The sequence below is a fragment of the Erwinia sp. AnSW2-5 genome (genome assembly GCF_045107195.1).
In the GTDB taxonomy this organism is placed as follows: domain Bacteria; phylum Pseudomonadota; class Gammaproteobacteria; order Enterobacterales; family Enterobacteriaceae; genus Erwinia.
The window spans coordinates 13,490-26,360 of the sequence record NZ_JBJGXA010000031.1 but is presented as its reverse complement, the minus strand read 5'-3'; the positions used below and the strand labels follow the sequence as shown (position 1 = coordinate 26,360).

Below are 12,871 nucleotides of genomic sequence, written 5' to 3'. Positions count from 1 at the left end.
TCTACCACTTATTCGTAATATCCCGCATATCTGTTACTCTCCCTGCCTCTTTCATGGATTACAGATTTTCTGGAATATGTCTCGCAAAATTTTGGCCTCGGTGGCCTTTTCCCTGCTGTTAACCACCTTCTTTTCCCACGCCCTCAGCCTGGATAACTATCACCAGAACAGCTTCAGCCAGGCGAAAGCCTATGCTGCACAGATTAATAACGGTGCGCCCGGCACCTTCTACTGCGGCTGTAAAATTCGCTGGCAGGGGAAAAAAGGGGAGCCTGACCTCGCATCCTGCGGATACCAGGCACGCAAAAATGCCAGCCGCGCCAGCAGAATCGAGTGGGAGCATGTGGTTCCGGCCTGGAGCTTCGGCCATCAGCGTCAGTGCTGGCAAAACGGCGGCCGTAAAAACTGCGCCAAAGATGAGGGTTACCGCCGCATGGAAACAGACCTGCACAACCTGCAACCGTCGATCGGCGAAGTGAACGGCGATCGCGGTAACTTTATGTACAGTCAGTGGAACGGTGGTGAATCACAGTACGGTCAGTGCGCAATGAAAATCGATTTCAAAAATAAACTGGCCGAGCCTCCGGCACGCGCCCGTGGCGCGATTGCCCGCACCTGGTTCTATATGCGTGACCAGTACCAGCTGCAAATGTCAAAGCAGCAAACCCAGCTGATGACGGCATGGAATAAGCAGTACCCAGCCACGCCGTGGGAGTGCGAACGCGACCGCCGTATTGCCCGCGTGCAGGGGAATCACAACCCTTATGTACAGCAGGCTTGCCAGCAGTAAAATCACTGACCTACACTGCACAGCATTCGTGTATTAATTTTTTGACAGGATTTCCATGCGTATACCCCGCATTTACCACCCTGAATCGTTAGAGACAGGAAGCGAAACCGCCCTCAGCGAAGAAGCCGCTAACCACGTTGGCCGCGTACTGCGTATGGTGCCAGGCCAGGCCCTGGAATTGTTCGATGGCACAAATCTGACTTTTGCCGCCGAGATTATCCAGTCGGATAAAAAAAATGTGCGTGTCAAAATCACCGCAAGCCGCGCCGACAGCCGTGAGTCCCCCCTTCATCTGCACCTTGGACAGGTGATGTCACGCGGTGAAAAGATGGAATTTACGATTCAGAAAGCCGTCGAACTGGGCGTAAATGTGGTTACCCCCTTGTTTTCTGAACGCTGCGGCGTAAAGCTGGACGCAGAACGTCTGGCGAAAAAAATCCAGCAGTGGCAAAAAATCGCCATTGCCGCCTGCGAACAGTGTGGACGCAACAGCATCCCCGAAGTACGTTCAGCAATGGCACTTGACGCCTGGTGTGCCGAGCAGGATCACGGGTTAAGATTAAATCTCCATCCACGAGCTGAACACAGCATCAACACGCTGCCGCTGCCCGTTGAGCGCGTGAGGTTGCTGATTGGCCCGGAAGGAGGACTCACGTCCGATGAAATCAGTATGACTGCACAGCATGGGTTTACCGATATTTTGCTGGGGCCGCGCGTACTGCGTACCGAAACCACCGCCCTGACGGCGATTACCGCCCTGCAGGTGCGTTTTGGCGACCTGGGCTAAAACTAATAAACATACTTGAGCTTAATCGTCGCAGGCAGTTTGGATGCAGCCAGCGCGCAATAACCGCAGCGTACATGTAGTACGTGAGGATTATGAGCACTGCCTGCATCCAAAATGGCAAGTAAGATAGCTCTAAGTGGAGAAATAAAGAATGATTAAGCTTGGCATCGTGATGGACCCGATAACTTCCATCAATATTAAAAAAGACACCAGCTTCGCCATGTTGCTGGAAGCACAACGCCGTGGTTACGAAATTCACTACATGGAGATGAACGATCTCTATCTGCGTGGGGGCGAAGGCCGTGCCCGCACCCGCCTGCTGAGCGTAGAGCAGAACGATGACAAATGGTTCGAGTTCGGCAGTGAGCAGGACATTGCGTTGGCCGATCTTAACGTGGTACTGATGCGTAAAGATCCTCCGTTCGATACCGAGTTTATCTACGCCACCTACATCCTTGAGCGTGCGGAAGAGAAAGGCACGCTGATTGTTAACAAGCCGCAGAGCCTGCGTGACTGTAACGAAAAGCTGTTCACCGCCTGGTTCGCCGAACTGACCCCGGATACGCTGGTTACGCGTAATGCCAGCCAGATCCGCGAGTTCTGGCAGGAGCACGGCGACATCATCCTCAAACCACTGGACGGCATGGGCGGCGCGTCTATCTTCCGCGTCAAGAAAGACGATCCAAACCTGTCAGTCATCATCGAAACCCTGACCAGCCACGGTGAGTTCTACTGCATGGCGCAAAACTTTATTCCTGGCATTAAAGACGGTGATAAACGCGTGCTGGTGGTGGACGGTGAGCCGGTGCCTTACTGCCTGGCGCGTATTCCAAAAGCCGGTGAAACACGCGGCAACCTGGCCGCCGGTGGCCGTGGCGAAGCTCGCCCACTGACCGAAAGCGACTGGGAAATTGCCCGCCGCGTTGGTCCAATCCTGAAAGAGAAAGGACTGATCTTTGTCGGCCTGGATATTATCGGTGACAAGCTGACTGAAATTAATGTGACCAGCCCAACCTGCGTTCGTGAGATCGAAGCCGCATTCCCGATTTCTATCACCGGTATGCTGATGGATGCGATTGAAAAACGCCTGGCCTGATTGTTGCGGCGGGGCCGGATTGCCCCCCGCTCACCCATTAACGCCCGTGGTTATTTGCCGGGGCGTTAACCAGACTACAGAACACTAAGTATGAATTTACAGCATCACTTTTTAATTGCCATGCCAACGCTACAGGACCCGCTGTTCAAACGTTCAGTGGTCTATATTTGCGAACACAATGATGATGGTGCGATGGGGCTGATCGTGAATAAACCGATGGAAAACCTGACGGTTGACGGCATTCTCACCAAGCTGAAAATTTCACCGACACCACGTCAACCTGATGCAAGGCTGGATAAGCCGGTGTTCTCCGGTGGCCCGCTGGCAGAGGATCGCGGTTTTATTCTGCATTCGGCACAACGGACATTTGCCTCCAGCATTCGCGTATCTGACAACACGGTGATCACGACCTCCCGTGACGTACTGGAAACGCTGGGTACGCCGGATCAGCCCGAACAGGTGCTGGTTGCGCTAGGCTACTGCGCCTGGGAAAAAGACCAGTTGGAAAACGAAGTGCTGGAAAATGCCTGGCTGACGACCTCTGCCAACAGCAATATTCTGTTCCATACACCGATTGCCGAGCGCTGGCGCGAAGCGGCAAAAAGTATCGGTGTTGATATCCATAATATCGCCAGTGAAGCAGGACACGCCTGATGAGCAGTATGACCATGTTGTCCTTCGATTTTGGGACGAAAAGTATTGGCGTGGCGATTGGTCAGCAGCTGACCGGCACGGCCCGCCCGTTGACGGCGCTGAAGGCCAATGATGGCGTACCGGACTGGAATAAGATTGAAGCGCTACTGAAAGAGTGGCAGCCGGACCGCGTGGTGGTGGGATTGCCGCTGAATATGGATGGTACAGAACAACCGCTGACCGTGCGGGCGCGTAAATTTGCCAACCGTCTGCATGGTCGTTTTGGCGTACAGATTGAGCTGCACGATGAGCGCCTGAGCACCGTCGAAGCCCGTGCGGAACTGTTTGAACGCGGTGGTTTTCGCGCCCTGACTAAAGGCAGCGTCGATTCGCTCTCTGCGGTTATCATTCTGGAAAGCTGGTTCGAAAATCATTACACCTGAACCCTGTGACCGGAAAAATGCCTCGCCCAATCTCGTCACGGCTGACCTTCTGTTTCGGTCGGCCAGCATGGCTTGTGCAGACACCCATCTCTCATAGTGGCCGCCCCTCTGTTTCGGTCGGCCAGTTGCCAATTCAGTCAGCCAGCCTCCAGCAACCCCATTTTCTGGCGCTCGGCCAGGCTCTGCTCAAACGTCTGCATTCCCAGCTGGCTTCCCGTCTGTAACAGCCCCGGGAGCTGATGGGTTTTCCCCTCACGGATTAGATTCGCCACCGCCGGGCTGTTAACCAGCACCTCGAATAAAGCGACCCTGCCCGTTTTTGCCGCTACCAGACGCTGAGCAATCACTGCCTGTAAACTCCCGGCCAGCTGGCTACGTACCAGGTTCTTTTCATTGCCGGGAAACACATCCACCAGCCGCTCTACCGCCTGCGCTGCGCCGCGTGTATGCAGCGTCGCCAGCACCAGATGCCCGGTTTCAGCAGCAGTCAGCGCCAGTTGAATGGTTTCTGCATCACGCAACTCGCCCAGCAGGATCACATCCGGGTCTTCGCGCAGCGCCGCACGCAGCCCCGAGCCAAAGCAGTTGAAGTGCAGCCCCTTCTCGCGTTGCTGGATCAGCGACTGTTCGCTGCCGTGCAGATATTCCACCGGGTCTTCCAGCGTCAGGATATGCCGTTGCTGCTGCTGATTAATTTCGCCAATCAGCGCCGCCAGCGTGGTGGACTTGCCGCTGCCCGTCGCACCTGTAATCAGGATTAATCCCTCTTTATGCTGTAATAGCGAACGGCTAACCCCCGGCAGATGCAGCGCGTCCATTGCCGGGCAGTGGCTGGCGATCAAACGTAATGCCAGCGACAGACCGTGACGCTGGCGGAAAAGATTGCCCCTGAGGCGCACGCCATCCGGCATTGTCAGGGCAAAGTCCACCTGCCCCTGTTGTGCCAGTTCCTGCTGCTGAGTCGCTGACAGCCAGTGCTGTGCCACGCTTTCCAGCCAGGTATTTTGCACCTCAGGCTGGTCTTCGATCGGTGTCAGACGGCCATCGCAGCGCCAGAATGGAGAATGACCACTGCAAAGGTGCAGATCCCCGGCATTATGCTTTACACTAAGGGCCACAATTTCCTCAATATCCATATTTTATCCCTGACTATGACTTCGATTGAGCACAACTTACAGCAAGTCCACCAGCGGATCTCAGCAGCAGCGGCACAATGCGGGCGTGATCCACAAGAGATCGAGCTGCTTGCAGTGAGCAAAACCAAACCTGCAAGCGCGGTCGAAGAAGCGGTGGCTGCCGGGCAGCGTAGCTTTGGCGAGAACTATGTGCAGGAAGGCGTGGATAAAATCCAGCTACTGGCTAATTCTGCCCTGACCTGGCACTTTATCGGCCCGCTGCAATCTAACAAAAGCCGTCTGGTTGCCGAGCATTTTGACTGGTGCCATACGGTTGATCGCCTGCGCATTGCCAGCCGCCTTAACGAGCAGCGCCCTGACGATTTGGCTCCGCTCAACGTCCTGATCCAGGTCAATATCAGCGATGAGCAGAGCAAATCCGGTATCAGGCTGGCCGACCTTCCCGCACTGGCACAGCAGATCGCCGATCTGCCGCGTCTCAGACTGCGTGGGTTGATGGCTATCCCGGCACCCGAAGCCGACTACGCGCGCCAGTTGGCGGTGTGTCAGCTGATGGCAGAGGCGTTTAAACAGCTGCAACAAGATTATCCCGGCGTGGATACACTCTCGCTGGGAATGAGTGACGATATGGACGCCGCTATCGCGGCAGGCAGTACCATGGTGCGTATCGGCACCGCAATTTTCGGCGCGCGCGACTACGGTCACGCCGCCGTTCATCACAACAACTGAGGAACCTCATGCTAGCGTTGATTTTTCTGGTCACAACGGTGATTGCGATTTACATCAAAGTGTTGTTACTGCGTGTCTGGATGCAGTGGGCACGGTGTGACTTCTACAACCCATTCTCACAGTTTGTGGTGAAAATCACCCAACCGATCGTTAAACCTGTACGCCGCATCATTCCGTCCATTGGACCGCTTGATACCGCTTCACTGCTGCTGGCTTATATCGTCAGCGTGCTGCTGGGACCGGTGACGTTGCGCCTGTTCGTGCCGGATCCGATTTTCCTCTACCTGGGTCTGGTGATCCTGGTGAAGGCAGCGGGTGTGCTGGTGTTCTGGATGATTATCGTGCGTTCACTGATGAGCTGGGTCAGCCAGGGGCGTAACCCGGTTGATTACGTGCTGATTCAGTTAACGGAGCCGCTAATGGCACCTGTGCGCCGTATTATTCCGGCGATGGGCGGCATCGACTTCTCGGCGATGGCAGTGATTCTGATCCTGTATATGCTGAATTTCCTGGGTCTGGAATACATCCCCGGCTGGGCCCAGTTTTAAATAGCCTTCATACTTGAAACTGCCGCTGCGTTGGCTGCGTACATTCGCCCCGGTCACTTACTACAGTAAGCTCCCGGGGTCTCATGTCCTTGCCGCCTTGCGGCAGCTCCAATTATTTTGGCTATTGGGTTAACCGTCCTTCTTTCCCTTAAGGGCAAAATTGCCGGTTATATCTCCCTGTCTATTTCTAAAGCTGTTTCTAAAAATTATCGTCTGGAATGATTATGCAAAAAGTTGTACTCGCCACCGGCAACCCCGGAAAGGTTCGTGAGCTGGCTGACCTGTTAGCCGCGTTTGGGCTGGATATCGTGGCGCAGACGGAACTGGGCGTGGAGTCTGCCGAAGAGACCGGGCTGACCTTTATTGAAAACGCCATTCTTAAGGCGCGCCATGCTGCAGCCATCACCGGATTACCGGCCATCGCCGATGACTCCGGGCTGGCTGTCGATGCACTTGGCGGCGCACCGGGGATCTACTCAGCGCGCTATGCCGGGCTTGATGCCAGCGACCAGCAGAATCTGGAAAAGCTGCTGACGGCGCTGGAATCAGTGCCAGACGGGCAACGTCAGGCGCAGTTTCACTGCGTGCTGGTCTATCTGCGCCATGCTGAAGATCCTACCCCGCTGGTGTTTCACGGCAGCTGGGCAGGTGAGATCACCCGCGCTTCAGCAGGCGTAGGTGGCTTCGGTTATGATCCGATCTTCTTCGTCCCTGCGCTGGGTAAAACCGCAGCAGAGCTGAGCAAGGCAGAAAAACTCGCGGTATCACATCGTGGGCAGGCGCTAGAGCTGCTGTTGAGTGCCATGAAACATGGTTAATCTGCCTCCGTTAAGCCTGTACATCCATATTCCCTGGTGTGTGCAGAAGTGCCCGTACTGCGATTTCAATTCCCACGCATTAAAAGGTGAGGTGCCGCACGAAGAGTATGTGCAGCACCTGCTGAACGATCTGGATATTGATTTGCCGCTAACCTCCGGGCGCGAAGTCAGTACCATTTTTATCGGCGGTGGTACGCCAAGCCTGTTGAGCAGTGAAGCGATGCAGATGCTGCTGGACGGCGTTCGCGCACGCCTGCCGCTGTCACCCACGGCTGAGATCACGATGGAAGCCAATCCGGGTGCCGTCGAAGCAGAGCGTTTCAGCGGCTACCAGCGCGCCGGTATCAACCGTATCTCCATTGGCGTGCAGAGTTTCAGTGCGGCCAAACTGGAGCGTCTGGGGCGCATTCACGGGCCTGAAGAAGCGAAGCGGGCCGCGCAGCTGACCGAGAACCTTGGATTACGCAGTTTTAATCTCGATCTGATGCACGGCCTGCCGGATCAATCGCTGGAAGAAGCGCTGGACGATCTGCGCCAGGCGATTGCTCTCAATCCGCCGCACCTGTCGTGGTATCAGCTGACCATCGAGCCAAACACGCTGTTTGCCTCACGGCCGCCGCGCCTGCCAGATGAAGATGACCTGTGGGATATTTTCGAGCAGGGCGATGCGTTGCTGACGGCGGCGGGTTATCAGCAGTATGAGACCTCAGCCTATGCCAAACCCGGCTACCGCTGTGAGCACAACCTCAACTACTGGCGCTTTGGTGATTACCTCGGCATTGGCTGCGGCGCTCACGGTAAGCTGACCCAGCCGGACGGCACCATTATCCGCACCGCTAAAACCAAACATCCGCGCGGTTTTATGACGGGTAAATATCTCGATAAGCGCCACAATGTGGCCGATAGCGAGAAGCCGTTCGAATTCTTTATGAACCGTTTTCGCCTGCTGGAAGCGGCACCGCGTGAGGAATATACGCGCTATACCGGATTGCCGGAAAGCACCATTCGCGCGCAGATCGATGAAGCCCTCGCCAAAGGTTATCTGACGGAAACGGCTGAAGAGTGGCAGATTACGGAGAAGGGAAAACTGTTCCTGAATTCGCTGCTGGAGCTGTTTTTAGCGGAATGATGCTGTTTGGGTCAGGCATGCCTGACCCCTACGGAATAACGCGGACTTTCGTAGGGACGAGGCATGCCTCGCCCGGCATCAAACGCTTATTTCAACCCGGCAATCAACGCCTTGCGTTGCTCTTCGAGGCTGGTCACACGATTACAGACATCATGACCGAAGTTCTGGAAATCCTGCTCCTGATTGCTCCATTCGGCCTGAATCGCCTGCTGTAAGCCCCCGAGATTGCCCATAATCGCCTGCAACGGATTATCGCCGTTCCCTGCCTGCTTGCTGCCCATTTCGTTCAGACTGTCCTGCACCACGCCGCCCATCGCATTCTGCACCAGACGTTCACCGTCCTGGCGCACCTGCTCAACCGCTTTATGATGGAAGGTTAAGCCGTCGCTGCGTTGCTCAATGATACGGTTCATCTGCTGTTTAAGCTGCCCGTCCAGCGTGGTCAGACGCTGACGCACATTGCTGTTCTGTCCCAGCTTCTGAACAATGACGCGGTCCAGTGCGATGCGGCCTTTTTCCAGCCGCTGTTTCGCACCGCTATCAATCCACGGCAAATCACGGCGTAACGCGGTCTGATAATCGATAGCTTTCTGACGCGTGGCATCATCAATATTCGCTAATTTGCCATTGCGCTGTACGTCGCCTACCGGGGAAATGCTCAGATTGCCACTGGCACCGACCACCTGGACATCCATCGGGCTGATGATGATATCGTCCTGAGGGTTAACGCTGCACTGGTAATCCGCCTGCGCCTGACCGGCGGCCAGCAGCAGCAATGCACCACTCAAAAATGCCTTACGCATAGATCGTCTCCTTGATATGAAAAAGGGGCAACCAAAAACATGGCCGCCCCTTGTGTGGTCATCCCGGAGGGCCGATCGAAAAAATGATCGGCCCCTGCAGGCGATGACTTCACCTCCGTAGGGTCTGACCTTCTGTTTCGGTCAGACCGTCAATCCCACCAAACGTCGAAAAGTTCGGTCACTTTCACATCGTTCAGCTTACGTGCTTCCAGCCAGTTTTTAACCAGTTCACGATGTTCATCGGTGCATTTGCCGATTTTCTGCAGGCAGATCAGACCTTCCCACTGCAGATAACCGCTGCCATCGAAGGCCAGGCCGTTAGCATCGATGACTTCATTGATCAGCGCATCAACGGTACTGTCGATAGTCTCTTCGCTGGTCCCTTCCGGGAAAGTAAAGCCCACGGAGAAACCTAACTCCTGAAACTCATCAATGTGCATTTTTTTACGAAGACGACGACTGCGTTGTGTAGCCATTATTTAACCCTCTCAAACATCAGATCCCATACACCGTGGCCAAGACGCTGGCCACGCTGCTCAAATTTCGTTAATGGCCGCGATTCAGGGCGCGGCACCCAGCTACCTTCCTGCGACTGGTTTTGATAACCGTCGATACTGCTCATGACTTCCAGCATATGCTCAGCATAGGCTTCCCAGTCGGTCGCCATATGGAACACGCCGCCCAGCTTCAGCTTACGCAACACCAGATCGGCAAACGGCACCTGCACGATGCGGCGTTTGTTATGGCGCGCCTTGTGCCACGGGTCCGGGAAGAACAACTGCACCATTCGCAGCGAGTTATCCGGGATCATCAGATTCAGCACTTCCACTGCATCATGGCACATCACACGCAGATTGCTGATGCCAGCCTCTTCCGCCGTCGCCAGGCAGGCACCCACGCCCGGTGAATGCACTTCAATACCCAGGAAGTTCTGATGCGGATTGCTCGCAGCCATCGCCACCAGCGAAGCGCCCATACCGAAGCCAATCTCCAGCACCAGCGGTGCTTCACGACCAAACAGAGCGGTTAAATCGACCGGTTCCGGCTGATACTCAACGCCCATCACCGGCCACAGTGTATCCAGCGCCTGCTGCTGACCTTTGGTCAGACGGCCCTGGCGACGTACAAAGCTACGGATCCGGCGCATAGCGCGGCCATTTTCGTCAAATTCCGGTGAGATAACATCGTTTTTCATGATTCTGCCTGCGGCTGTGCACTGTAGAAAGCGGGCATTATGCCTTCAGGAAGTGAAAACATAAAGACTGCCTGTTGCGGAGCGGTCGTGACTACAGAGTGAGGACTATAGTAGAGGGTAATATCGGTTGCCAAAAAGAAAAGGAAATTGCGTGCTTTTATTCAGCGAGTTGGGCGAAGCTTCACGCCACAGCCCCCGCGGGCAAAACGGTAAATGACCTCATCCCTGGCGACAGATAGCTGTCTGAAACTGCTAATACAGTGGATGTTGCTATAGTGGTCATTATTAATCGCAAGACAGTGTGTACCTGCCGCCAGTGCCGCGCGTATCCCATTATCTGAGTCTTCGAACACCAGCGTACTGGCAGGGGTTGCCTGCATCTTTTCCATTGCCAGCAGGTAAGGCTGCGGATCGGGCTTTCCTTTCACCACATCATGACGCGAGATGATGCACTGAAAATAATCCAGCCGGTGCTGCCTGAGAACATGATGGATTTTTTCTGGCCAGCTGCTCGTCACCATTCCAATATTGACCGGGCAACAATGAAGTGCCGATAAAAACGCACTCACACCAGCAATCAGATGACAGTCGGCCTGTTCCTCGCGGCGGTCGACCAGACTGTGAATGGTTTTTTTATCCTCCTCGCTGAATCCGGGGAATATTTTCTCAAGGGTATATTTGTGCGACGCACCAATAATAAACTGGTCAATCTGCTCCTGAGTAATATCAACACCGTACTCCTTAGCCGTTCTACTCCATGCATCAATAATGGCCGGGTTAGAGTCAATAATAACGCCATCGAGATCGAACAGGATGGTGGTAATTCCTTCTACATTCATTTTATTCATCACCTGTCCTTTGTAACAATAAATCTGTCGTTGATAATAACTGCTTTTACCGCCCCTTCTCTCAGGACCGAGATCGCTTCTAATGGTGTGTTAATAATGGGTTCTTCATGACGATTAAATGACGTATTAACAAGGCAGGGCTGCCCTGTTATCTCATACCATTTATTAAGTAGCGCATACATAAATGGGTCACTACTTTCTCTCACTATCTGTGGTCTCGCTGTGTTATCGACATGTACAACCGCAGGACAGAGCGATACCATAATGGGTTTACAGCGATAAGTCATTGTCATGAATTCGGCACTGATATCACGCGAAGACCAGTTATAAAAGCAAAGATCGCCAAGGTTTTCAGGCACAACTGGAGCAAGCGGCATAAACTCCGTACGATTCAAATTCTTATTTAGCCAGATATTTATTTCTTTAGAATGCGCATGATATATAATACTTCGTTTGCATAGCGCTCTCGGACCAAATTCCATCCGACCACGAAGCAGTGCGATAACAGTATCTGAACGGAGAAGTTCAATAACAGAACAATGCACATCATCGGATTCTACGATTTTAATTCCGTGTTGTTGAGAAATGATCTTCCTCACGTTCTGGTCTGAAAAATCAGGACCCAGCGCCATAGTTTTTAAAGAGCAACGCATCCCTGCCTCACGCCATTCAGCGGTAACCGCCGCAGCCAAAGGTAAGCCTTCATCTCCCATGCAAGGAAGAACAAAGACATTATTAATACCTGGCATTTCTTTTAAAACCTGATTGAGTTTCACATTACCAAAGAGACCACCCGCCAGACAAATATTACCTGATTTAGATTTCTTAATGTAAGGGGAAATAATTTCCACCATGATATTTTCAAGGTGTTTTTGTGCAGCTGCAGCAATATCTTCAGGTAAAAACAACTTTACCTCATTGACTAATTTATCAGAGTAATAATTATAGGAGGGCAAGTAATAGTCACCACAGTTTGATCTGAGATTACGATGACATACATTTATCATTTTTTTCATTAAACCCATGGCATTATCTGGGTTACCAAAAGCAGCCAGCCCTGTGACTTTACCTTCATGGCGATTTGGGGTAAAACCCAGAAGATGAGTTATTCTTCCATAAAAATATCCCAAACTATCAATCGTTGTTTCCCGTTGTAGCACCGTTTCACATCCACGATCAATATAACGAATAGTCAGAGATATAAAATCCCCCCGTCCGTCGCATGTCACAACCAAAGCATCATCGTAAGGCGAGCACAACCAGGATCCCCAGGCATGACTATCATGGTGATCGATATATCTGACTTTGTTCGTTAAATTTTTCTTTAAAATAAATCGGTCAAACTCCGATCTTTTTTCCTTATCATTAACCAACTCGTCAGAAACTCTTTTTTTAAGAATATAAATATGTTCTGAGTTATTAAAACATTCGTATATTACACGCTCAACATACAGATTAAGACAATGTTCTTCGTTAAACCCAGCCTTCCATCCATAGGCAATAAAATCAATGTCGTCCAATGTTTTTCCATTACTGGAAAGAACATAATTGATTGACTTCTCTGGCCATATTTTATGAGCTTTCACTCGGGAGAATCTTTCCTCATGAACAGCAGAAAGTATGTTCACCCCCTCAACCAGGCAGGCACCTGCCGTGTCATTATTCGTAACACCAAGAATTAACATACGGTAACCTCCGTTATGTTTTTACCTATAGCGCTCTCCATGATTTTCTCAAACTTATCCAAAGCTGACCTGTTATCAACAGCCATAATGTGCAGAGGAGAAATATTAAACCCCTGAAATAAAACGGAGCAGATTATTTTACCGACGTCATCTTCATTCAGAGATTGAGGAATAACCATCCCTTCTTTCGTGAAGAAGATGAAATGTTCATATTGCATACTCACTCCCATC

At 52.6% G+C, this 12,871-nt stretch carries 16 protein-coding genes; 9 read left to right on the top strand and 7 right to left on the bottom strand.

Annotation, left to right across the window (positions count from 1 at the left end):
- Positions 1-76 precede the first annotated feature (76 nt).
- From endA to ruvX, 5 genes are all read left to right on the top strand, one after another.
- Positions 77-790, top strand: a complete 714-nt coding sequence (gene endA / locus ACFL9S_RS18290; protein ID WP_405263292.1) for a deoxyribonuclease I — start codon at positions 77-79, stop codon at positions 788-790.
- Between the two features lie 55 nt (positions 791-845).
- Complete coding sequence (gene rsmE, locus ACFL9S_RS18285; RefSeq protein WP_405263291.1) at positions 846-1,577, top strand: 16S rRNA (uracil(1498)-N(3))-methyltransferase; 732 nt, start codon at positions 846-848, stop codon at positions 1,575-1,577.
- Positions 1,578-1,728: 151 nt separating this feature from the next.
- Positions 1,729-2,673 carry a glutathione synthase gene (gene gshB, locus ACFL9S_RS18280; protein ID WP_405263290.1) on the top strand — a complete coding sequence of 315 codons (945 nt, stop codon included), beginning with the start codon at positions 1,729-1,731 and terminating at the stop codon, positions 2,671-2,673.
- A gap of 90 nt (positions 2,674-2,763) precedes the next feature.
- Positions 2,764-3,327 carry a YqgE/AlgH family protein gene (locus tag ACFL9S_RS18275; RefSeq protein WP_405263289.1) on the top strand — a complete coding sequence of 188 codons (564 nt, stop codon included), beginning with the start codon at positions 2,764-2,766 and terminating at the stop codon, positions 3,325-3,327.
- Complete coding sequence (ruvX, locus tag ACFL9S_RS18270) at positions 3,327-3,749, top strand: Holliday junction resolvase RuvX (protein WP_405263288.1); 423 nt, start codon at positions 3,327-3,329, stop codon at positions 3,747-3,749. Before ACFL9S_RS18275 ends, ruvX begins: the two co-directional genes overlap by 1 nt.
- Before the next feature lie 137 nt (positions 3,750-3,886).
- Here ruvX and ACFL9S_RS18265 read toward each other — a convergent pair whose 3' ends face one another.
- Positions 3,887-4,885 carry a type IV pilus twitching motility protein PilT gene (locus ACFL9S_RS18265; RefSeq protein WP_405263287.1) on the bottom strand — a complete coding sequence of 333 codons (999 nt, stop codon included), beginning with the start codon at positions 4,883-4,885 and terminating at the stop codon, positions 3,887-3,889.
- Positions 4,886-4,900: 15 nt separating this feature from the next.
- Here ACFL9S_RS18265 and ACFL9S_RS18260 point away from each other — a divergent pair, with 15 nt between their 5' ends.
- The 4 genes from ACFL9S_RS18260 (at position 4,901) to hemW (ending at position 8,109) form a co-directional block, all read left to right on the top strand.
- Positions 4,901-5,614, top strand: a complete 714-nt coding sequence (locus tag ACFL9S_RS18260) for a YggS family pyridoxal phosphate-dependent enzyme (RefSeq protein WP_405263286.1) — start codon at positions 4,901-4,903, stop codon at positions 5,612-5,614.
- 8 nt (positions 5,615-5,622) lie between these two features.
- A complete protein-coding gene (locus ACFL9S_RS18255; RefSeq protein WP_405263285.1) occupies positions 5,623-6,162 on the top strand; it encodes a YggT family protein in 540 nt (179 codons plus the stop codon).
- Between the two features lie 224 nt (positions 6,163-6,386).
- On the top strand, positions 6,387-6,980 hold the full coding sequence (gene rdgB / locus ACFL9S_RS18250) for an RdgB/HAM1 family non-canonical purine NTP pyrophosphatase (protein ID WP_405263284.1): 594 nt from the start codon (positions 6,387-6,389) through the stop codon (positions 6,978-6,980).
- Positions 6,973-8,109, top strand: a complete 1,137-nt coding sequence (hemW, locus tag ACFL9S_RS18245) for a radical SAM family heme chaperone HemW (protein WP_405263283.1) — start codon at positions 6,973-6,975, stop codon at positions 8,107-8,109. Before rdgB ends, hemW begins: the two co-directional genes overlap by 8 nt.
- An 86-nt stretch (positions 8,110-8,195) precedes the next feature.
- On the opposite strand, the gene ACFL9S_RS18240 is transcribed toward hemW, so the two are convergent.
- From ACFL9S_RS18240 to ACFL9S_RS18215, 6 genes are all read right to left on the bottom strand, one after another.
- Positions 8,196-8,912, bottom strand: coding sequence for a DUF2884 domain-containing protein (locus ACFL9S_RS18240; RefSeq protein ID WP_405263282.1), 717 nt, complete (start codon positions 8,910-8,912; stop codon positions 8,196-8,198).
- A gap of 149 nt (positions 8,913-9,061) precedes the next feature.
- The gene (locus ACFL9S_RS18235) at positions 9,062-9,388 is read right to left on the bottom strand and encodes a YggL family protein (RefSeq protein ID WP_133846154.1); all 327 of its coding nucleotides are present in this window, start codon (positions 9,386-9,388) and stop codon (positions 9,062-9,064) included.
- The gene (gene trmB, locus ACFL9S_RS18230) at positions 9,388-10,107 is read right to left on the bottom strand and encodes a tRNA (guanosine(46)-N7)-methyltransferase TrmB (RefSeq protein WP_405263281.1); all 720 of its coding nucleotides are present in this window, start codon (positions 10,105-10,107) and stop codon (positions 9,388-9,390) included. Before trmB ends, ACFL9S_RS18235 begins: the two co-directional genes overlap by 1 nt.
- Positions 10,108-10,268: 161 nt before the next feature.
- Positions 10,269-10,955 (bottom strand): HAD family hydrolase, encoded by a 687-nt coding sequence (locus ACFL9S_RS18225; RefSeq protein WP_405263280.1) that lies wholly within the window; start codon positions 10,953-10,955, stop codon positions 10,269-10,271.
- Positions 10,955-12,640, bottom strand: coding sequence for a carbamoyltransferase C-terminal domain-containing protein (locus ACFL9S_RS18220; protein WP_405263279.1), 1,686 nt, complete (start codon positions 12,638-12,640; stop codon positions 10,955-10,957). The genes ACFL9S_RS18225 and ACFL9S_RS18220 overlap by 1 nt, the downstream gene beginning before the upstream one ends.
- Complete coding sequence (locus ACFL9S_RS18215; protein WP_405263278.1) at positions 12,634-12,858, bottom strand: hypothetical protein; 225 nt, start codon at positions 12,856-12,858, stop codon at positions 12,634-12,636. Before ACFL9S_RS18215 ends, ACFL9S_RS18220 begins: the two co-directional genes overlap by 7 nt.
- Positions 12,859-12,871: the final 13 nt, after the last annotated feature.